22 protein-coding genes are annotated in these 20,465 nt (G+C 64.1%); 12 read left to right on the top strand and 10 right to left on the bottom strand.

Annotated features, from left to right (window positions below; all coding sequences use genetic code 11):
- Positions 1 to 50 precede the first annotated feature (50 nt).
- From UP06_RS02960 to UP06_RS02950, 3 genes are all read left to right on the top strand, one after another.
- Positions 51 to 1,550: a leucyl aminopeptidase gene (locus UP06_RS02960; protein ID WP_045000314.1), complete on the top strand. Its 1,500-nt coding sequence runs from the start codon at positions 51 to 53 to the stop codon at positions 1,548 to 1,550.
- Between the two features lie 6 nt (positions 1,551 to 1,556).
- Positions 1,557 to 2,009, top strand: a complete 453-nt coding sequence (locus UP06_RS02955) for a DNA polymerase III subunit chi (protein WP_045000313.1) — start codon at positions 1,557 to 1,559, stop codon at positions 2,007 to 2,009.
- Positions 2,010 to 2,175: 166 nt separating this feature from the next.
- Positions 2,176 to 2,670 (top strand): hypothetical protein, encoded by a 495-nt coding sequence (locus UP06_RS02950; protein ID WP_197087125.1) that lies wholly within the window; start codon positions 2,176 to 2,178, stop codon positions 2,668 to 2,670.
- Between the two features lie 12 nt (positions 2,671 to 2,682).
- On the opposite strand, the gene UP06_RS02945 is transcribed toward UP06_RS02950, so the two are convergent.
- Positions 2,683 to 3,471, bottom strand: coding sequence for a class I SAM-dependent methyltransferase (locus UP06_RS02945; protein WP_045000310.1), 789 nt, complete (start codon positions 3,469 to 3,471; stop codon positions 2,683 to 2,685).
- A gap of 208 nt (positions 3,472 to 3,679) precedes the next feature.
- Between UP06_RS02945 and UP06_RS02940 the strand changes: the two genes are divergently transcribed.
- On the top strand, positions 3,680 to 4,675 hold the full coding sequence (locus UP06_RS02940; RefSeq protein ID WP_045000309.1) for an ABC transporter substrate-binding protein: 996 nt from the start codon (positions 3,680 to 3,682) through the stop codon (positions 4,673 to 4,675).
- A gap of 6 nt (positions 4,676 to 4,681) precedes the next feature.
- Here UP06_RS02940 and UP06_RS02935 read toward each other — a convergent pair whose 3' ends face one another.
- The 3 genes from UP06_RS02935 to UP06_RS02925 form a co-directional block, all read right to left on the bottom strand.
- A complete protein-coding gene (locus UP06_RS02935) occupies positions 4,682 to 6,544 on the bottom strand; it encodes an ABC-F family ATP-binding cassette domain-containing protein (protein WP_045000307.1) in 1,863 nt (620 codons plus the stop codon).
- A 57-nt stretch (positions 6,545 to 6,601) separates the two neighbouring features.
- On the bottom strand, positions 6,602 to 6,781 hold the full coding sequence (locus tag UP06_RS02930) for a hypothetical protein (protein ID WP_045000305.1): 180 nt from the start codon (positions 6,779 to 6,781) through the stop codon (positions 6,602 to 6,604).
- 219 nt (positions 6,782 to 7,000) lie between these two features.
- On the bottom strand, positions 7,001 to 7,258 hold the full coding sequence (locus tag UP06_RS02925) for a hypothetical protein (RefSeq protein WP_045000303.1): 258 nt from the start codon (positions 7,256 to 7,258) through the stop codon (positions 7,001 to 7,003).
- Positions 7,259 to 7,581: 323 nt separating this feature from the next.
- On the opposite strand from UP06_RS02925, the gene ndk reads away from it, so the two are divergent.
- Positions 7,582 to 8,004: a nucleoside-diphosphate kinase gene (gene ndk / locus UP06_RS02920; protein ID WP_045000301.1), complete on the top strand. Its 423-nt coding sequence runs from the start codon at positions 7,582 to 7,584 to the stop codon at positions 8,002 to 8,004.
- A 39-nt stretch (positions 8,005 to 8,043) separates the two neighbouring features.
- A complete protein-coding gene (locus tag UP06_RS02915; RefSeq protein WP_045000299.1) occupies positions 8,044 to 8,892 on the top strand; it encodes a TerC family protein in 849 nt (282 codons plus the stop codon).
- 3 nt (positions 8,893 to 8,895) lie between these two features.
- On the opposite strand, the gene ppx is transcribed toward UP06_RS02915, so the two are convergent.
- The 4 genes from ppx to UP06_RS02895 form a co-directional block, all read right to left on the bottom strand.
- Positions 8,896 to 10,398: an exopolyphosphatase gene (gene ppx / locus UP06_RS02910; protein WP_045000297.1), complete on the bottom strand. Its 1,503-nt coding sequence runs from the start codon at positions 10,396 to 10,398 to the stop codon at positions 8,896 to 8,898.
- Between the two features lie 15 nt (positions 10,399 to 10,413).
- Positions 10,414 to 12,606 (bottom strand): RNA degradosome polyphosphate kinase, encoded by a 2,193-nt coding sequence (locus UP06_RS02905; RefSeq protein WP_045000294.1) that lies wholly within the window; start codon positions 12,604 to 12,606, stop codon positions 10,414 to 10,416.
- Between the two features lie 144 nt (positions 12,607 to 12,750).
- Positions 12,751 to 13,428 carry a P-loop NTPase family protein gene (locus UP06_RS02900; RefSeq protein WP_045001108.1) on the bottom strand — a complete coding sequence of 226 codons (678 nt, stop codon included), beginning with the start codon at positions 13,426 to 13,428 and terminating at the stop codon, positions 12,751 to 12,753.
- A gap of 92 nt (positions 13,429 to 13,520) precedes the next feature.
- On the bottom strand, positions 13,521 to 14,063 hold the full coding sequence (locus UP06_RS02895) for a CDP-alcohol phosphatidyltransferase family protein (protein WP_045000292.1): 543 nt from the start codon (positions 14,061 to 14,063) through the stop codon (positions 13,521 to 13,523).
- Positions 14,064 to 14,217: 154 nt separating this feature from the next.
- On the opposite strand from UP06_RS02895, the gene purM reads away from it, so the two are divergent.
- The 3 genes from purM to UP06_RS42640 all read left to right on the top strand — a co-directional run bounded on the left by purM (position 14,218) and on the right by UP06_RS42640 (position 16,226).
- Complete coding sequence (gene purM, locus UP06_RS02890; RefSeq protein ID WP_045000290.1) at positions 14,218 to 15,291, top strand: phosphoribosylformylglycinamidine cyclo-ligase; 1,074 nt, start codon at positions 14,218 to 14,220, stop codon at positions 15,289 to 15,291.
- The gene (gene purN / locus UP06_RS02885) at positions 15,291 to 15,947 is read left to right on the top strand and encodes a phosphoribosylglycinamide formyltransferase (protein ID WP_045000288.1); all 657 of its coding nucleotides are present in this window, start codon (positions 15,291 to 15,293) and stop codon (positions 15,945 to 15,947) included. The genes purM and purN overlap by 1 nt, the downstream gene beginning before the upstream one ends.
- A gap of 63 nt (positions 15,948 to 16,010) precedes the next feature.
- Entirely contained in the window at positions 16,011 to 16,226 is a 216-nt protein-coding gene (locus UP06_RS42640; RefSeq protein ID WP_082081213.1) for a YrhB domain-containing protein, read from the top strand.
- A gap of 83 nt (positions 16,227 to 16,309) precedes the next feature.
- Here the strand turns inward: UP06_RS42640 and UP06_RS02880 are convergent, their stop codons facing one another.
- Positions 16,310 to 16,516, bottom strand: a complete 207-nt coding sequence (locus UP06_RS02880; protein WP_007591938.1) for a cold-shock protein — start codon at positions 16,514 to 16,516, stop codon at positions 16,310 to 16,312.
- Between the two features lie 376 nt (positions 16,517 to 16,892).
- On the opposite strand from UP06_RS02880, the gene UP06_RS02875 reads away from it, so the two are divergent.
- Positions 16,893 to 18,023 carry an autotransporter outer membrane beta-barrel domain-containing protein gene (locus tag UP06_RS02875; protein WP_045000286.1) on the top strand — a complete coding sequence of 377 codons (1,131 nt, stop codon included), beginning with the start codon at positions 16,893 to 16,895 and terminating at the stop codon, positions 18,021 to 18,023.
- Positions 18,024 to 18,120: 97 nt separating this feature from the next.
- Here the strand turns inward: UP06_RS02875 and UP06_RS02870 are convergent, their stop codons facing one another.
- On the bottom strand, positions 18,121 to 19,161 hold the full coding sequence (locus UP06_RS02870) for a LysR family transcriptional regulator (protein WP_045000285.1): 1,041 nt from the start codon (positions 19,159 to 19,161) through the stop codon (positions 18,121 to 18,123).
- A 78-nt stretch (positions 19,162 to 19,239) separates the two neighbouring features.
- Here UP06_RS02870 and UP06_RS02865 point away from each other — a divergent pair, with 78 nt between their 5' ends.
- Positions 19,240 to 19,851, top strand: a complete 612-nt coding sequence (locus UP06_RS02865) for a hypothetical protein (protein WP_045000284.1) — start codon at positions 19,240 to 19,242, stop codon at positions 19,849 to 19,851.
- Entirely contained in the window at positions 19,838 to 20,458 is a 621-nt protein-coding gene (locus tag UP06_RS02860) for a GNAT family N-acetyltransferase (protein WP_045000282.1), read from the top strand. The genes UP06_RS02865 and UP06_RS02860 overlap by 14 nt, the downstream gene beginning before the upstream one ends.
- Positions 20,459 to 20,465 lie beyond the last annotated feature (7 nt).

Genomic DNA, 20,465 nt, shown 5'->3' with positions numbered 1-20,465 from the left:
GGCCGGGATCGCCGACCGGCAAAAAGTCCCATGTTCTTGAGGAGTTACCCATGTCCGATGCCATCAAGGTCGGCTTCGTCCCGTTGGCTTCCGCCGCCCGTGGCATCCTGATCGTGTTCTGTGACGAGGGTCTGAAGCTGGGACCGGCGACGGCGAAGGCGCTGGGTAGCGCTGGCGAACTCGTGAAGCGGGCAGCCGCCACCGCCTCATTCAAAGGTAAAAGCGGAGCGGCCCTGGACATCCTGGCCCCCGAGGGCGTGAGGGCAGAGCGCCTGATCGTGATCGGGACCGGAAAGGCGTCAGCCTTGAAGGCGAACGATTTCCTCAAATTCGGCGGCATGGCGGCGAGCAAGCTCAAGACGGGTTCCGCGGCCATGACCATCATGGCGGAACTGCCCGACGGCGCCATGACGAGCGAGCAGGCGGTTGCGATCGCCTCGGGCCTGCGGCTGCGCCTCTACAAATTCGACCGCTACAAGACCAGGAAGAAGGACGGCGAGGAGGGCGGCCTGCGCGCCGACATCTCGCTGGCGGTTGGTGATGCGGCTTCGGCGAAAAAGGCCTTCGCCTCGGCCGGCGCAATCGTCGACGGCGTCATCATCGCGCGCGACCTCGTCAACGAGCCGCCGAACGTGCTCTACCCCGAGGAGTTCGCGCGGCGCGCCAGTCAACTCCGCAAGCTCGGCGTCAAGATCGAAGTGCTCGACGTCAAGGCGATGCAGAAGCTCGGCATGGGCGCGCTGCTTGGCGTCGGCCAGGGTTCGGCGCGGCCGAGCCGCACCGTGATCATGCGCTGGGATGGCGGCAAAAAGGGCGAGGCGCCGGTCGCATTCGTCGGCAAGGGTGTTTGCTTCGACACCGGCGGCATCTCGATCAAGCCGGCCGGCAGCATGGAGGACATGAAGGGCGACATGGGGGGAGCGGCCTGCGTCGTCGGCCTGATGCATGCGCTCGCGGCGCGCAAAGCCAAGGCCAATGTGGTCGGTGCCATCGGCCTCGTCGAAAACATGCCCGACGGCAACGCGCAGCGGCCGGGCGACATCGTGACTTCGATGTCGGGCCAGACCATCGAGATCATCAACACCGATGCGGAAGGCCGTCTCGTGCTGGCCGACGTGCTCTGGTACGTGGCCAAGAAGACGAAGCCGAAATTCATGGTTGATCTGGCGACGCTCACCGGCGCGATCGTGGTCGCGCTTGGCACCGAGCATGCCGGCATGTTCTCCAACAATGACGAGCTTGCCGACCGGCTGCTGACGGCCGGTATCGAGAGCGGAGAAAAGGTCTGGCGCCTGCCGCTCGGCCCCGAATACGACAAGCTGATCGATTCCCAGTTCGCCGATATGAAGAACACCGGCGGCCGTCATGGCGGCTCGATCACCGCGGCGCAGTTCCTCCAGCGCTTCGTCGACGGCACGCCCTGGGCGCATCTCGACATTGCCGGCACCGCGATGGGCGCGCCGAAGACCGAGATCAACCAGAGCTGGGCTTCCGGCTATGGCGTCCGCCTTCTTGATCGATTGGTTGCGGATCACTACGAGCGTAAATGACCTGAAATGACTGAGGTGCTGTTCTACCATCTGCAAAACATGACGGTTGAGAACGTCTTGCCGCCGCTTCTCGAGAAATCGCTGGAGCGGGGCTGGCGCGTCGTGGTGCAGTCGACTTCGCCGGAACGCGCCGATGCGCTGGACGCGCATCTGTGGACTTATCGCGACGATTCCTTCCTGCCCCACGCGACATGGCGCGTCACCGACGCCGCCGACCAGCCGATCGTGCTGGCGATCGAGGAGGACAATCCGAACGGCGCCAATGTCCGCTTCCTGGTCGACAATGCGGCGCTGCCGCAGGACTGCCAGAGCTACGAGCGCATGGTGCTGCTGTTCAACGGCGAGGATCCCGACGCACTTGCCTTGGCCCGCAGCACCTGGACGGATTGCAAGACGCGCGGATTTGAGGTCACCTATTGGCAGGCCGACGAACGGGGCCGGTGGCAGCGGCGGAATTAGCGATCGTTTGCAATTAATGATAATTTGTACTTTCGACGGCAAGCTGGTTTCGGTCACCTTCGTGCCGCAAAGTGATGTTGGGACAATCGCTTAGGACTGGTCCTTCAGGCGGGGAATTTAGTTTATCGTGCGACACCAAAAGCTTCCAAAGTCGCTCATAGTTGCGTTGGCCGCTGTCGCGCCGCTGATCGCGGGCTGCTCGGGCGGAACCGATCTGCTGTCGAAAGACGCCGAATGGTTCAACAAGCCGAGCCGCCTGTTCATCAAGAACATCTCGATCGAGTCGCCGCCGCTGACCCCCGACAAGCCAGTGGGGGCTGAGGATCTCGTCAGCGCCGATGGCGCATGCCCCGGCATGGCACCGCCTCCTGGGCCGGCTGACGCCAACGCGTCGACCACGGCGCCCGCGGCCATGGGCGGCACGGTCGCGCTCGGCCACACCGAATGCGACGTGGTGCGCGGCATCGGCGCGCCCTCGAACGTCAATCTCTCCGGTGATGCCGCCGGCCGGCGCGTCGCGGTGGTTACCTGGAACACGGGTCCACGCGCGGGCATCTACACGTTTACATCCGGCCGTCTGTCCTCGATCGAGGGCACGCCGGAGGCGCCGGTTGTTCCGAAGCCGGTGAAGCCGAAGGCGAAGAAGAAAGCGGCGACGTAAAGGCTGCACGCATCAAGCGGCCTTTCGTCCCTTGATCGCCGTCGACCAGGCGTGAACCGTGATCTCTCCAGTCGCGCTTGCCGGCAGTCTGTCCTTCAGTCGGCGTTTCAGCTCCGCGCTCTCCGCATCCGACAGTTTCCCGACGATTCCGCTCGGGCTGCTCACGACCATGGATAGCCAATAATCGTCGAAGTCAGCGAAGGTGCGTTCGACGACAAGCTCGCGCGTCTCGACATCGCGGATGCCGAGCTCCGCCCAAAGCGCCTTCAGCGCTGCGAAACGCGAGACCTCCGCGCTCGGCGGACGTGCGGCCGGTTTGCCCATCGCGTCTATCTCCTCCCACAAATGCTGCGTAGGGGTGCCGCCGCGCATGACGTCCCAGGTGTAAGACGCGACAATGCCGCCGGGCTTGGTGACGCGGAGCATTTCCGAGGCGCCCGTGCGCGGGTCGGGGACGAAGAACAGCACCAGCGCCATCACCGCGACGTCGAAGCGGTCGGCGTCGTAGGGAAGGGCCATCGCATCGCCAATCGACAGCTCGACCTGCTTTGCCGAGAACTTTTGGCGTGCAGTCTCAATTTGTGCGTCTGAGGGATCGATCGCGCAGACGGATGAAGGCGCGGACTTCGCAAGAATGAGCTCAGTGAACGCGCCGTTGCCGGCACCGACATCAACCCAGGCCTGTCCGGAGCCCGGCGCCAGCCAGTCGAGGAAAAGAGTCCCGGCCGAACGGCTCCAGGGCGCCATGAAGCGCTCGTAAGCCGCGCCATCGGTGAATTTGATCGGTTCGGGTGACGACATCTGAGATCTCCCCTTAAAAATTACCTATCCAAATATCCTTGGGGCCGAAAAGGCCGGTCCCTGTTTCGTAGCATGGTGCCGCGCGGCGCGCGACGGGCCGCAGCAAATTTGCCCAGCCTGACATTTTCCGATGTGCAACACGGCTTGCATCTATCGAATGCCGCGCCCGGACGGTTACAGTGCTGCCATACGCTATTGGGGACGGGGCATGAGACGGCGCGAATTCATTGCCGGATTAACGGCTACTGTGGCCGCGCCGCCGGGCGCGCGAGGGCAGCCGGCCAAACAGGTACGCCGTGTCGGCGTGCTCGTCGGCCTTGCGGCAAACATCGATGTGCCGGTGGCAAAGGCCTTCCTCAAGCCGTTCCGCGAGGCCATGGGAAAAGTGGGCTGGGTCGAGGACGGCAATGTCCACATCGACTACCGCTTCGGCGGCGCGTTGTCCGATCTTGCCAACACGCGTGCGTCCGCCGCTGAGCTCGTGGCGTTGGCGCCCGAGGTGATCTATGCCCAGGGCTTGCCGGCGACGCTGGCGCTGCGGCAGCAGACCACGACGATTCCGATCGTGTTCACGCAGGTGATCGATCCGGTCGGCTTCAAGCTTGCCGACAGCCTCGGACATCCCGGCGGCAACATCACCGGCTTCGTCACCTGGGATTTCGAGATCGGCGGCAAATGGATGCAGCTGTTGCGCGAGCTTGCTCCGAAACTTGCCCGCGTAGCGATCCTCTTCAATCCGGATACCGCGCCTTATGCGCCAGGCATTGTCGCCGCGGCGAGGGATGCTGCATCCGGAGTAGAGGTGGTCGAGATGCGGACGCATAATGACGGCGAGACCGAAGCACAGCTCGAGGCGCTCGGCCGCACGCCGAACAGCAGCCTGCTCGTCATTCCAGAACCCTTCACCAACGGGCATCGCGACCACATCGTTGCCCAATGCGCGCGCTTTCGCGTGAACGCCCTGAATTCCGTGTTGGGCGCCGTCGATGGCGGGGCGCTGATGTCTTACACATTCGTCTGGGACGAGCTTGTCAGCGCGCCCGTCGACTATATCGATCGCATTCTGAAAGGGGCCTCGCCGCACGATCTACCGATTCAGGCGCCCCGCCGTTACGAGCTGGTCATAAATCTGAAGACGGCCAAGGCGCTCGGCGTCGATGTGCCGCCCGTGCTGCTCGCTCGTGCCGATCGCGTCATCGAGTAGTCAGACCTACCCCGCCGCCTCGTCATACTGTGTGCTCGCCTCTAACCATTGCTCCTCGGCGCGCGCCAGCGCGTCCGCGGCATTCGCGCGTGCCTTCGACAGTTGCGCGGCCTGCTTGGGATCGCGCGTAAAAATGTCGGGAAGCGCCAGCGCGGTGTCGATCTTGGCGATGATCTCGCTGACGCGGGCGATCTCGGATTCGGCTTCCGCGATGCGCTTCTTCAGCGGGCCGCGATTATCTGATCTCGCGCGCTGCGGTTTCTCGCTCGTGGCACTGCGCTCGCGCGGGGCGGCTTCCGCGTTGCGCGAGGACAGCACCAGGCGGCGGTATTCGTCGAGGTCGCCATCGTAATTGGTCACGGTGCGGTCGGCGACGATCCAGAGCTGATCGGCGCAAGACTCGATCAGGTAGCGGTCGTGCGAGACCATGATGATCGCGCCGGGAAATTCGTTGATCGCCTCGGCAAGCGCGGCGCGGCTGTCGATGTCGAGATGGTTGGTGGGCTCGTCCAGGATGATCATGTTGGGGCCGAAGAAGGTGGCAAGCCCCAGCAGCAGACGCGCCTTCTCGCCGCCCGAGAGTTTGCCGACCCTGGTGTCGGCCGCCTTGCCGGAAAAGCCGATCGCGCCGGCGCGCGCCCGCACTTTTGCTTCGGGCGCATCGCCCATCAGCTTGCGGACGTGATCATAGGCGGAGGCGTCCTCGTTCAATTCGTCGAGCTGATGCTGCGCGAAATAGGCGATCGACAGCTTGTCGGCGCGCGTCACCTTGCCGGAGAACGGCGCGAGCCGTCCGGCGAGCAGCTTGACCAGCGTCGACTTGCCGTTGCCGTTGGCGCCCAGCAGCGCGATGCGGTCGTCATTGTCGATGCGAAGCGTGACGCGGCCGAGCACGGGCGTTGCCGGATCGTAGCCGACCGAGGCGTTGTCGACGGCGATAATCGGCGGCGATAGCAACTTCTCCGGGGCCGGGAAGGTGATCTCGCGGACGTCCTGGGTCACCAGCGCATTGATCGGCTTCAGTCGCTCCAGCATTTTCACGCGGGATTGAGCCTGGCGCGCCTTCGACGCCTTGGCCTTGAAGCGGTCGACAAAGGCTTGCAGGCGGGCGCGCTCGGCCTCCTGGCGCTTGACCGCCTTGGCATCGAGCAGCTCGCGTGTGGCTCGCTGCTCCTCGAAGGAGGAGTAGGTGCCCTTGTAGAGCGTCAGCTTGCTGCGCTCCAGATGCAGGATCTGGTCGACGGAGCTTTCGAGCAGGTCGCGGTCATGGCTGATCACGATCACCGTGCGCGGATAATGCGCGAGGTGATCCTCCAGCCACAGCGTGCCTTCGAGATCGAGATAGTTGGTGGGCTCGTCGAGCAGCAACAGGTCGGGCGCCGCGAACAGCGTTGCGGCGAGCGCGACGCGCATGCGCCAGCCGCCGGAGAATTCGGCGCAGGGGCGCAGCTGATCGGCAGCTGAAAAGCCGAGGCCGGAGAGGATCGCGGCCGCTCTGCTCGGGGCCGAGTGCGCGTCGATGTCGACGAGCCGGGTCTGGATTTCCGCGATCCGGTGCGGATCGGTCGCACTCTCCGCTTCGTGCAGCAACGCGTCGCGTTCGAGGTCGGCCTTGAGCACGACCGAGATCAGGCTTTCGGGGCCGTTCGGCGCTTCCTGCGCCAGGCTGCCGACGCGCCAGCGTGGCGGCAAGGTGACTGTGCCGTGTTCGGCGGCAAGCTCGCCGCGGATTACCTTGAACAGCGTCGACTTGCCGGTGCCGTTGCGCCCGACCATGCCGACGCGCGAGCCGGGCGTGATCTGCACGGAGCTCTGGTCGATCAGAAGGCGTCCGGCGAGACGGATGGAGAGGTCAGTGATGGACAGCATGCGGCCTTGTCACCGCAGCCGCGATCAAACGCAACCCGTTTTTCTATGTCCCGTCGATCAGTGCGGGCCACTATCGCGGTCACGCTTCTTCAACTCGTCAAGGAGCTGTTCGAGATGCGTCGGGAGCCGGGGGTCGGGGCGAAGGCTCTGCTGAAGCCGTTCGCCCACGGCATCGCAAATCGAGCGACTGGTCCGCCGGTCGATCTGTTCGCTGTCATTGGCGAAAAGGCCAGTCATTGTGAGGTTCCGTGTTCTCTAGGTAACGACACGGTACCAAGTCATTGGCCCCCGAAATGGTTTCGCCAAGCGTCGGGAATGCCTGGTATTCTAGTAAAAATTGTATGAATTCGTCGAATCTGCCCAAAAACAAGGCCCCGGCGGGGGGACGCCGGGGCCTCGCTTGGAAGGTACCGTGGGGGCGCGGTACCTCGGTATTTTGGGAAGGTGCTGTCGGGCTCAGTAGCAGCGGTTGATCAGCCGCCAGCGGGGTCCCCAGGGGGTCGGGACCAGCCGGCGCACATAGCAGCCGCCATAACCGTAGGAGACGGGGGCTGAGAAGCGCGGTCCGCCCCAGCCGTAGCCGCCGCTGTGCCAACCGCCACCGCCGCCGTGCCAGCCCCAGCCGCCATGCCAGTGAGCGGAGGCGGAGGTTGGTGCCAGCGCGGCACCAATCGCGACCGCGGCGACTGCAGCAAGCGAAAGTTTCCTCAACATGATGATCTCCTGAAAACTGCCGGCGCGGGGCTACCGCGTCGATGGAAAGGCCTTCCGAAACGGTCCGCCTCGGGAGGAGGCTTTGGTTTCGATGGACCTGACGTTATCCCGGCGAGGCTGAACCAAAGCCTGATGAAGCCTTCAGATTGGGTTCATCTGGGTGAAATCGTTGTAATCCATGTTGGAATTCGGCCGGGAATTCGGGTCTTGGCCCTGCGGCGAAGCGCCCGTGGGCTGCTGCGGCGGTCGCTTGCCGTATCGCGAAGGCGCCGATATAAGCCCGGCAACTCCGAACCACCGCTTTCTCCTTCAAGGACAAGATCATGGCCATCGAACGCACTTTCTCGATCATCAAGCCCGACGCGACCGCGCGTAACCTGACCGGCGCCGTGAACGCCGTGATCGAGAAGGCGGGCCTGCGCATCGTCGCGCAGAAGCGCATCCGCATGACCAAGGAACAGGCTGAAACCTTCTACGCCGTCCACAAGGCCCGCCCGTTCTTCGGCGAGCTCGTCGAGTTCATGACCTCGGGCCCGGTCGTGGTCCAGGTGCTGGAAGGCGAGGGCGCCGTTGCCAAGTACCGCGACGCGATGGGTGCGACCGATCCGTCGAAGGCTGCCGACGGCACCATCCGCAAGCTCTACGCAAAGTCGATCGGCGAAAACTCGGCTCACGGCTCGGACGCCACGGAGACCGCCGCGATCGAGATCGCGCAGTTCTTCTCGGGCAACGAGATCGTCGGCTAAAAGCCGATAAGTTAAGTCGACGGGGCGAAAGGACTGATTGTGAACTGGCTCTGGCAGATCTTCGATCCCGCCACGATCGGGGCATTCTTCACCCAGTTTCGCAGTGAGATGGCCGAACCGACCTTCTGGGTCGCGGTCGGCAAGATCATCTGGATCAACATCCTGCTCTCCGGCGACAACGCGCTGGTGATTGCGCTGGCCTGCCGCGGCCTGAAGCCGCGGCACCGGCTGTGGGGCATGGTGCTCGGCGCCGGCGCTGCGGTGCTGCTGCGGATCATCTTCACCGGCATCGTCGTGAGCCTGATGGAGTTGCCGTACCTCAAGCTGGTCGGCGGTCTCGCACTGATCGTGATCGCGGCAAAGCTGCTCGTGCCGGAAAATGAGGACGAGGACGGCGTCGAGTCCGCTTCGCATCTGTGGCAGGCGGTGCAGATCGTCGTCGTCGCCGACATCGTCATGAGTCTCGACAATGTCATCGCGGTCGCCGCCGCTGCCAATGGCAGTGTGCCCCTCTTGGTGCTCGGCCTAGCCATCAGCGTTCCCCTGATCGTCGCAGGCGCGGCGCTGATCATGGCGCTGCTCTCGAAGCTGCCTTTCCTGGTCTGGGCCGGCGCGGCGCTGCTCGGCTGGATCGCGGGCGAGGTGATCGCAACCGATCCGGGCATCGCACCGAAGCTTCACACGCTATCCGAAGGTCCGTTCGGCGCCTCGCTGGACAACATGCTCGGCAGCCTGCACATCCCGCCGCAATTTGCCCATGGCGGCGGTGGCGCCGAATATCTGTTCGCCGCGCTCGGTGTCGTGGTCGTGCTGGTCGTCGGCTCGATCTGGCGCCGGCGCAGGCTGAGCCACGCCGCACTCGAGCACGCAAAAGCCTCTGCGGAATAAGCCTCAGCGCCTCACGATCGAGCCGGCGCGGCCGATCAGGCGGGCGAGCTGCTTGAAGCGGCTGCCGACGCGGTCGGCGACGAGATCGCCGAGCCGGTGCTCGAACACCAGCATCAATTTACGGCCGTGGCTGCGGAAATGCGTGGCCGGCAGCACGCCCGGCCGCGCTGCCGAGATCAGATGCGCGACACGAAACGCCGCGCCGAGCAGACGGGCGCGTTCGAGCTGCGCCGGAGTCAGCAGCTCCTGCATCGTCAGCGGCGGCTGGTTTTCCTCACTCAGGCCTGCATAGCGATAAAACACCGACAGCCCGACAAAGGCGCGCTCGATGTGGGTGATTGCGCCGAAATTGCCGTTGACGACGAGGCTGAGCGTCTGCTCGCCGCGGTGGTCGGGATGCACGCGCCAGCCGATGTCGGAGAGCAGACAGGCGGCGTGACGCAGGCGACGGTCCTCCTCGGTCTCGCGCAGCTTGACCACGCGCGCGAGGCGGTCGGTCCAGCCGATCAGCTCGCGGGCATGGCGCGCCGAGCGCGAGAGCAGCTGGTTCAGCTCTTCGGCCGCGCAGATCAGCCCATCCTTGTTGCGCTCGGTCTCCGACAGCTTCTCGTGCAGCAGGCCCTCGCGCACACCGAAAGTCGAGAACACGATGGTCTTGGGCTTCGCCACGCGGATGATGTGCTCGAGCACCAGCGCTGCATAAGTGAGGAGAGGGCGCCGCGCATCCGCGACGATCTCGATGTCGGCGAGCATGTCGACGGCCGCAAGACGACGCAGACGGCGCGAGAAGTCGAGCGCTTCAGCCGCGGAGATGGAGTAGCCGTGCATCACCTGGAGCGGATAGCCGCTCTGGATGATGTGGATGCGCGCGAGTGCGCGCCAGGTGCCGCCGACCGCATAGAAGCTGCGGCCGCTGCCCGCCTTGATCTGCGGCACCTCGTCGAGCGCCTCACGCACGATGCGGTCGGCGCGCTTGAGCGATTTGTGGGCGAGATCCTGGAGCGCGAGGCCGCCGAGCGGCAAGGTTATGCCGCTGCGCGCGCTGTTCCTGCGCACGTCGATCAGTTCGAGCGAGCCGCCGCCGAGATCGCCGACGATGCCGTCGGGATGATGGATGCCGGAGATCACGCCGAGCGCCGACAGCCGCGCCTCGCGCGGGCCGGACAGGATCTCGATCTTTACGGCGCAGATGCGCTCGGCCTTCGCAATGAAGTCGGGACCGTTGGAGGCGTCGCGGCACGCGGCGGTCGCGATCGCGAACACGCGGCCGACCTGCATCACCCGGCACAGCGCGCGAAACCGCTTGAGCGAGGTCAGCGCCTTGTCGACGGCATCGGGCGCAAGCAGCCCCGTGCTCTGCACCTCACGCCCGAGGCCGCACAGCGTCTTCTCGTTGAAGATCGGAATGAGGCTCCGCGTCAGTCCCTCGTAGACGACGAGACGAACCGAATTGGAGCCGATATCGATGACAGCGACGCTCGAGCCGCGCTTGCGCGGCCGCGTCACGTCAGCAATCCCCGATCAGGATGGATGACGTTCATTACGGCGCGTGAGACGACGCGGCGAGGATTCCTTGAGCGACTTTCCACGGCCAGACAGACTCGGATTTGTCATGAAGTAGTTGTGGACGTTGAAAGGCTCCTCGCCCTTCGCGGTCTTCATACGCGTTGAGGACCCGTCCGGCAACAATTGCCAGCTCTGCTCATTGTCCTTCAGGTTCGCGACCATGATCTGTTCGAGAACCTGCTGATGCACCGTGGGATTCTGTAGCGGACACAGCACCTCGACGCGGCGGTCGAGGTTGCGCGGCATCATGTCGGCCGACGAGATATACACAGCCGCTTTGGCGCTCGGCAGGCCCTGGCCCATGCCGAAGCAGTAGATTCGGCCGTGCTCCAGGAAGCGCCCGATGATCGATTTGACGCGGATGTTCTCCGACAGGCCGGGAATGCCGGGCCGCAGGCAGCAGATGCCGCGCACCACGAGCTCGATCTGGACGCCGGCTTGGGAGGCTTCGTAGAGCGCGTCGATGATGTCAGGATCGACCAGCGCATTCATCTTCATCCAGACCGCGCCGGGCTTGCCGTGACGGGCGTGTTCGGTCTCGCCCTGGATGTGCTGGATCATGCGCTTGCGCAGCGTCAGCGGAGATACCGCCATTTTTTCCAGATCGCTCGGCGCCGCATAGCCGGTGATGAAGTTGAACACGCGCGCGGCATCGCGGCCGATGGTCGGTTCCGAGGTGAAGTAGGAGAGGTCGGTGTAGATGCGCGCGGTCACGGGGTGATAATTGCCGGTGCCGGTGTGGACGTAGGTGGTGAGGCTGCCGCCCTCGCGGCGCACCACCATCGAGAGCTTTGCGTGGGTCTTCAGCTCGAGGAAACCGTAGACGACCTGGACGCCGGCGCGTTCGAGGTCGCGCGCCCAACGAATGTTGGCCTCTTCGTCAAAGCGCGCCTTCAATTCGATCAGTGCGGTGACCGACTTGCCGGCTTCGGCGGCTTCCGCAAGCGCGCGCACGATCGGCGAATTGTTGGAGGTGCGGTAGAGCGTCTGCTTGATCGCGACAACGTCGGGATCGCGCGTCGCCTGTTGGAGGAACTGCACCACCACGTCGAAGGATTCGTAAGGATGATGGACGACGAGGTCCTTCTGTCGGATCGCGGCAAAGATGTCGCCGCCATGCTCGCGCACGCGCTCGGGATGACGCGGCACATAAGGCGTGAATTCGAGATCGGGCCGGTCGAGCCGGGTCAGCTGCGAGAGCTCGTTCATGGCGAGCACGCCGTCGACCAGGAACACCTCGTCGTCGGCGGCCGAGAGCGCGTGCTGCACGAAGTTGCGCAGCTGCTCCGGCATCTTGGCGTCGATCTCGAGCCGGATCACCGACCCGCGGCGGCGCCGCTTCAGCGCGGTCTCGAACAGGCGGACGAGATCCTCGGCCTCTTCCTCGATTTCGAGCTCGGAGTCGCGGAGGACGCGGAAAGCGCCCTGGCCGTGGAGATTGTAGCCGGGGAACAGGCGGTTGATGAACAGGGCGGTCGCCTGTTCCAGCGAGATCAGGCGCACCACCTTGCCGTCGGCCGGCAGGCGGATGAAGCGGTCGATCTTGCCGGGCATGCGGATCAGCGCGTTCATCTGCTTGCCATCGACGGCGCGCGTGAGCTGGAGCGCGATGGTGAAGCCGAGGCTCGGAATGAACGGGAAGGGGTGGGCGGGATCGATCGCCAGCGGGGTCAGCAGCGGGAACACGTTGTTGAGGAAGTAGTCCTCGACCCAGGCCCGCTCAGTCTTGGTGACCTCCTTGCCGTCGACCAGCACGATGCCGACGCCGGAGAGCGTGCCGCGCAGATCGGCCCAGATCGCCTGCTGGTCGGAGGCAAGCTGCGACACGGTCTGGTTGATCAAGATGAGCTGCTCCGACGGCGTCAGGCCGTCGGGGCTGCGCTCGGCAATGCCCTCGCGCACCTGGGCCTTGATGCCGGCGACGCGGACCATGAAGAACTCGTCGAGGTTATTTGCTGAAATCGACAGGAATCGCACCCGCTCCAGCACGGGGTGGTTGGGATTGACCGATTCCTCCAGGACGCGCCGGTTGAAATGCAGCCAGGACAGCTCGCGATTGATGAACCGTTCGGGGCTCGACGCGATCGCCGGCAGGCCCTCGGCCTCCGCGGCTTTTTCTTTAATTTCAACAGTTTGCGCAGAGTCCATCAGAATCCGGTCCATCCTGTCTCGCCTTAACTTGCGACTTCTGCGCAAAACCGGCGAGAGCATGTGTGAGTGCGATGACGTTTCGATGACATTGATGTTCCGCCGCCCCACCGCGTCAAGCGGCCTGAGGGCCGAGCGTCCATATCAGCTGTCGCGCAGCAGTTCAGCGGCCAGTGCCCGGGTCACCGGTCGGCCCAGCCTGAGGGCCTCGCTGTCGAGCAGTTCCACAGCCCGGCGGGCAGCCGCCGAGGACCGCTCCAGGCGGGTGGCGAGGTAGCTGACGACGCTCTCATCGACGTAGAGCTGGCGGTCGGCGCAGAATTTGACGATCAGGCCGCGGAACAGCTGGTCGTCCGGCGGCAGCAGCGAGATCACAGGGATCGTCCGAAGCCGCGAGCGCAGGTCGCGGAGCTCGACGTCCAGCGCCGCCGGCACCTCGCGCCCGGTGAAGAGCACATAGGCGCCGTCCTCACGTGCAAGGTTCATCAGGTGGAAGAGCGCGCGCTCGTCAAAATCGTTCGCCTTGAGATCCTCGACCACCAGCGCGCCGGTGGCGAGCGCGCCCGGGACGGAAGCAGGGGTCAGCGCATTGGCCGTGGTGGAACGGGCGCCGGAATCCTCGGCCCAGATCGCGGCGAGATGGCTCTTGCCGCTGCCCTCGGGGCCGGCGAGCCACATGATCCGATTCGGCCATTCCGGCCAGCCGTCGATCAAAGCGAGGCCGGCGGCGTTGGCGGGGCCTTCGAGGAAATTGTCCCGGCTCAGGCTTTCCGCATGCGGAAGCGAAAACGCCAATTGTCGGGGATGAACGCGGCCTGACACGCTTGCTGTGCTCCGTGCCGGCGCGCCGGCTTCGCTTGAAAGATTCGACTTCATCGGGTGGGAGTTGGCCTTTTGCGGGGCCGCATCCCGGCTCATTTGGCGTCGATCGTGCTCATGTGCCGCAGCCACTCGACGAGATAGAGCGACACCGAGGAGAGCGTGAAGACCGTGACCAAGCCCATCAGGATGATATCATAGGGCGCCGGCTTGAAGCCGAAGGCAAGCGCGGCCAGCACCAGCGCCGCATACGCCACCTGGGCTGCGGTGTTGAGCTTGGATACTTTCGACGGCTTCATCTCGACCGGCTTGTCGAACAACCAGGATACGATCACCGCAGTGACGATCATGATGTCGCGGGACACCACCAGGATCACGATCCAGCGCGGGATGTCACCCCAGATGCCGAGCGCCAGGTAGATCGAGACCAGCAGCGCCTTGTCGGCGAGCGGGTCGAGCAGGGCGCCGAGCTCGCTCGTCATGTTGAAGCGCTTGGCCAGGAAACCGTCGACGGCATCGCTGATGCCTGCGATCAGGAAGACGGCGAACGCCACCTCCATTTGGCTCGACACGATGGCCCAGACGATGATTGGGACCAGCATGATGCGGCCCAACGTAATGATATTCGGAATACTCACGCGGCGCTTCCCGGCACCCGGCCTGACCTCGAATCCGGCCCGTTTGGAGGCTGAACCCGTTGATATCTACATAGTATCGCGCCGAGCGCCATGCGAGCCATTGCGCGTCCCCGGAATTCGACGTAACCAGCCGCAAACCCACTGGAAATCGGGCATGACCGACCGCAAAAACGGCCTCACTTACGCCGATTCAGGCGTCGACATCGATGCGGGCAACCGCTTGGTCGACCTGATCAAGCCGATGGTGCGCGCCACTGCGCGCCCCGGGGCCGACGCCGAGATCGGTGGCTTCGGCGGCCTCTTCGATCTCAAGGCGGCCGGCTTCAAGGATCCCATCCTGGTCGCCGCCACCGACGGCGTCGGCACCAAGGTCAAGATCGCGATTGAAACCGGCATTCATGGCGGGATCGGCATCGACCTCGTCGCCATGAGCGTCAACGACCTCGTGGTGCAGGGTGCCGAGCCGCTGTTCTTCCTCGACTATTTCGCCTGCGGCAAGCTCGACCCGGAGGCGACGGCTGCGATCGTTGCCGGCGTCGCCGAGGGCTGCCGCGAGTCCGGTTGCGCCCTGATCGGCGGCGAGACCGCCGAAATGCCCGGCCTCTACAAGGATGGCGACTATGATCTCGGCGGCTTCGCGGTCGGCGCGGCAGAACGCGGTACGCTGTTGCCGCGAAAGGACATCACCGTTGGCGACGCCGTGATCGGGCTGGCCTCCTCAGGCCTGCACTCGAACGGTTTTTCGCTTGTGCGCAAGATCGTCGAGCAATCCGGCCTCGGCTTCGAGGCTCAGGCGCCGTTCTCGCCGGTCATGACGCTCGGCGGCGCGCTGCTGACGCCGACCCGGCTCTACGTCAAATCCTGCCTGCGCGCGATCCGCGAGACCGGCGCTGTGAAAGGGCTTGCCCACATCACCGGCGGCGGCTTCACCGACAACATTCCACGCGTGCTGCCAGAACATCTCGGCGTCGGCATCGATCTGGCGCGCCTGCCGGTGCTGCCGGTGTTCAAATGGCTGGCCGTGCAAGCCGGCATCGCCGAGCTCGAAATGCTGCGCACCTTCAACTGCGGCATCGGCATGATCGCGATCGTCGAGCCGGACAAGGTCGACGAGGTTGTGCAGGTCTTCACCGAAGCCGGCGAGACGGTGGCGCAGCTGGGCACCGTGATCCCGGCCGAGGGCGGACATCGCGTCGTCTATAACGGCCATCTCGATCTGGCGCTGTGATGAGACGGCGCGTCGCCATCCTGATATCGGGGCGGGGCTCCAACATGAGCGCGCTGATCAGGGCCGCGGCCGCGCCGGATTTTCCGGCTGAGATTTCGCTCGTGATCTCGAACAAGGCCGATGCGCTCGGGCTGGAGCGGGCCAAGGCGAGCGGCGTGACAACGCTGGTGATCGAGAGCAAGCCGTTCGGCAAGGACCGCGCCGGCTTCGAGGCGGTGCTGCAAGCAGCCCTCGATCAGCACGGTATCGAGCTGATTTGCCTCGGCGGCTTCATGCGCCTGTTTACCGCTGAGTTCACCAGGTCCTGGTACGGGCGGATGCTCAACATCCATCCGTCGCTGCTGCCGTCGTTCCCCGGCCTCGACCCGCACGGTCAGGCCTTGCGCGCCGGCGTTAAACTGTCCGGCGCGACAGTGCACTTCGTCATTCCCGAGACCGATGCCGGCCCGATCGTGATGCAGGGCGCGGTCCCCGTCAGCGACCACGATACGGGCGAAACGCTGTCGGAGCGCATCCTCGAAGTCGAGCACCGCATCTACCCCGAAGCGCTGCGGCTGCTCGCGACCGGCAAGGTCAACATCGTGGGCGACGTCTGCAAGACAGCGGGAAGCGGGGCGTCAGAGAATTTCCTGGTTTCGCCGGTGACAACCATCTGATGTCGCCCGATCAGGCTTACGCGCTTGCTGAAGCCGAGGTGATCAAAATCGGCGTGGCCTGCGGTGAACACCTTATGCTCTCCGAGCAAAACGGTTGAGGTTAGTGAAGGGTGGGTCTTCTTCTACAACACCCGCGAATTCTTCGAGACGGGCAACTTTAGTTCTCAGCTTGCCGGAAACGGACCCATTTTCATCGACCAGGGCGGTTGTATTCACCACCTTCTGAGCTCGGCTCCTTGGGAGGTCGCGCTGGAAAAACTTCGGACGCCGTCGACTTAGACGTGGTTCGGCTTCCCAAACAAAATCCCCCGGCAGAGCCGGGGGCAACGTCATGATCTCTCGCTTGTCAGGCTCGAGAGAAATCAGGAGACCTTGAGGTTTTCCGCGGATGCTTTGCCGCGGTTCTCCACGAGGTCGTATTCAACCACCTGGTTTTCGTTGAGGGTCGAGAGTCCGGCGCGCTCGACGGCGGAGATGTGGACGAACACGTCCTTATCGCTGCCGTTTGGCTTGATGAACCCATAGCCCTTGGTCGGGTTGAACCATTTGACGGTGCCCTTTTGTGGCATCGCAGTCTCCTCCGCTAGATACAAAAAAGACGCGGCTGCTTTTCGCATGCCACGCCACAAACGGGCTTCCGGGAGTCTGTTCGAGTCTTGAGTCTCAATGTCGCGAAACGCACAGCCGAGCGCCAATTCCGATTGTGTCCGATATTGCAACATGAAAATCGCGCGTTAGCAAGCCGTGCGCGAATTTCAAGACCGGGCCGGGCCCGTGCTTCTGCAATTTGCGACCTGTGGCCGCGGAACCACAATCGAGGGCAATGCCTCGGCTATAGCTAGCCAACCGGTTGACCCTCCGTGGCAGTTCAGCACAAATCGCCGCACGTGCCGCATGCCGTGTTGCATTTTTGCGGGCCGCCATTTTGCTTCGGGATTAGTCGTCATGAGCTGCCCCTCGCAGCCCTCCGGGACACGGCAAACGATCGGGCTGGACCGCGTCCGCCGGATCGTGACGGCGATCGCCATGGCGTTCGCAGTCGTCGCGGTGATGGCAGCTACGCCCAGCTTCGCACAGCGCCGTCCGCCGGTGCCGCCGCCCGTGCCGTCAGAGACCTCAACCAATGACGACCAGTCCGCTGGCAACAGCACGCTCGATCTCGGCTCCGGATTTCTGGAGCGGCTCGGAAACCAGGCGTCTGGCGGCTTCAACCGGGCGTTCCGCACCAATCCCAGTGGCGGCGGCGCGTCCGAGAGCACAGAGGATCCACGCTACCGCACCTGGTTCGAAGGCTACGGCGTCTCGGTCCGGACCGACGCGCAGGGCGATTTCGTCGGCGACAAGCGCAAGACGGTTGGCGGCGTCGCCGGCTTCGGCGCGCGGATTGCGCCGGGCGTCAATCTCGGTTTCTCCGTTGATCAGAGCCATACCGACATCGACGTGCCGCTCGCGCTCCAATCGGCAACGCTCGACCTGACCCAGGTCGGCTTCAACGGCTCGGTCGACAAGGGGCCGTGGACCTGGGCCTTCGCGGTGGTGCACGGTTTCGGCAAGGTCCATTCCAGCCGCGACACCGGTTTCGGCCTGGCGACCGCTGGCTATCGCGCCGCCGTCGACGGCGCGCTGACCGAGATCAGCTATTACTGGACCAAGGATCAGATGCGGGTCGTGCCCAAGGGCGCACTCGAATATGTCCACGCCACCGGTGCAGCGTTCCAGGAGGCTGGCGGACTTGATCCGCTCGACGTTGGCTCGAGCGCGATCTCACGCGCGCGCGTCATGATCGGCGCCGAGATCGGGCGCTACTTCATCTTCGACCAGAAGATTTTGGACCTGTCGGCCTACGGCAAGTTCGTCGACAATTTTTATCAAAACCTCGGCTCGGTCCAGGTCAGCCTCGGGACCCAGAACATCGTCGTCCCCGGCATCGGCGAGAGCCGTTACGGCATGGACGCCGGCGCCTCGGCCTCGCTCAGCCTGACCAACACCGCGCGGCTCTACGTCAATTACGACGGCAAGTTCCGCAACGAGCTGACGTCGCACCAGGGCACGGTCGGTTTCGAATACAGGTTTTAGGCGCGAGCATGATCCGGAAAAGTGTGTAGCAGTTTTCCCTCGCGACAAACGCGGAACGCGTTTGCGCGGAGATCATGCTCAAAATAAGAGTTTGCGTCTATGTCGGCGTTGCCGCGATATAGCCCGTCAATCCAAAACCCTCGCGCGCGGCCGTCATCATCGGCACCAGCGCGTTCGGATGGATGAACTCATCGCGGAAGCAGGGATAGGTCTTGGGATCGAAGATCCTCTTTAGCCAGTCGATCACGATCTTGTGGCGCTCGGAGGTGCGGAACTCCTTGTGATAGGTGAGCCAGAGATCGGCGTGGTGGCTGACGCCGAGATCGACGGCAATGAGCGGCGCACCGAGCGCGATCGACACCGTCGGCAGGAAGCCGATGCCGGCGCCGCGCTCGACCGCATAAAGCACGCCGACCGAGGAGTTTGTCTTGATCCCGACGATGCCTTCCAGCGACTTCAATCCAAGAACGCGGGCGTAGGCGCCATCATCGACCTGCGGCGCGCTCTGCTTGATGATGCGGTGGTTCTTCAATTCGGCAAGCGTCGCCGGCACGCCGTAGAGGGTCTCGTATTCCTTGGAGACGAAAGGATAGATGTGCAGGCGACCGAGCTTGGCGACGATCAGATCGGGATTGGTCGGCGGCTCGAGCTGGATCGCGATGTCCGACTCCAGCCGCGCGACGTCGGCCTGCTCCATCGCGCAGCGCAGATCGACGGCGATCTTGCGATAGGTTTTCTGGAAATCGATCAGTCGCGGCAGGATCCAGAAATTGCCGGGGCCTTCCGTCACTGCGACACGCACGGTGCCCGACGTATCGTTCGACGAGCGCGAGGCGCGCCGGAATACGTTGAAGGCGTGACGTTCCATATGCGCGACGTCGGCAATCATTGCGGTGCCTTCGTCGCTGAGCGTAAGCCCGCTCTGGTCGCGCAGGAACAGCTTGCAGTCGATGCGCTCTTCGAGCCGGTCGATGCGACGCATCAACGTCGTGGAGGTGAGTCCGAGTTCTTCGGCGGCGTTGCGGAAACTTTTATATTTTGCGCACGCTAAAAATAGCTTCAAATCATCCCAAGACGCATCCAGGGCTTCTTCACGGTGCTGCATCATCGCAGCACCCCGGTGCAATACTTGCTGCATACTCCAGATCCCCAGCCGCTAAGCTTCGCAGCGTAGCGGGGCGCGAAAAGCCCCGAACGATAGAGGGGCGACATCGGTATGGAAAGGGGCTCGTTTGCCGCAAGGCATGATTTCGACGCGCTGCCGCTGAGTCCGGACGTCGAAGTCCGTTGTGCGCAATTTTCCGAAATTGCCGCACTTTGCGATATGGCGCATCGGCTGGTGCCGGGCGTGCGGGTCGGGGCGGCGGAGCTTGCGACATATGTCGCCCGCGATCCCCAGAGCCTCCTGACCTTCAGCCGAAAGGGCGATCTGCTCGGTGGCATGGCCTTCCTGTTCCTCAGCGATCGCGGGCACGATGCGTTGCTGCTCGACGAGATTTGCCTGACCGCGCCCGATACGCGCCATCTTGCCTCGGCAGACCAGGCGGTTTCCGCCATCTACATCTGGGCGATCGCGGCGACGGGGCGCGGGATCGCGGGCCTCGGCAAAGCCGCGGCTCATCTGCGCCAGATAAGATTCCGCAACGCCGACTGCTATGCGCACCCGTCAACCGTGGCCGGACGCGACATCATGAAGGCGACCGGCTTCGAGCCCGTTCCAAGTTTCCAGTCCGACCTCTGGTGTTACGAGCGCCCCTGGAACCGGCGGTCAATGCGCATGCCGGGCGCGATCATCCAAGCAAGGAGTTTTGCAGATGCACGGCACTAGGCTTCCTCTCGCCAAGCCAGACTCCCGCGCCATCACTATCCGCCTCGCGCGCGATGTGGGCGATCTCATGCTTGTCACCGCCATTCGCTCCGCGGTCTATCTCGCCGAGCAAAATTGTCCGTTCGAGGAGGAGTTCGACGGCAACGACATGGTGGCCGCGCATTTCATCGGCTTCGTCGGCAACGAGCCTGCAGGCTGCCTGCGGGTGCGCTTCTTCGGCGATTTCGCCAAGGTCGAGCGGCTGGCGGTGCGTCACCAATATCGGCGCTCACGCGTCTCGTTCAAGCTGGTGCAGGCGAGTGTCGACTACGTGAAGCGCAAGGGGTTCCGCAAGATTTACGGTCAGGCCCAGGACCGGCTGGTCGATTTCTGGGCTCATTTCGGCGCCAAGCCGCTCGGCCACAACCGCAAGATCACCTTCTCGGATTTCTCCTATACGGAAATGCTGCTGGAGATCGAGCCGGGGCCGGATGCCATCACGCTGGACAGCGATCCCTACGTGATCATCCGTCCCGAGGGCGATTGGGATCGGCCGGGCGTGCTCGATGCCTCGGCGGGGCGGGCGGTGACATCGCCGCTGCGGGACCCCGCGCCCGCCTATCGCTGAAGCCGGA

This window comes from Bradyrhizobium sp. LTSP857 (assembly GCF_000938285.1).
GTDB lineage: Bacteria > Pseudomonadota > Alphaproteobacteria > Rhizobiales > Xanthobacteraceae > Bradyrhizobium.
Note: the sequence above shows the minus strand (reverse complement) of the source record. Positions and strands in the feature narration are given on the sequence as shown.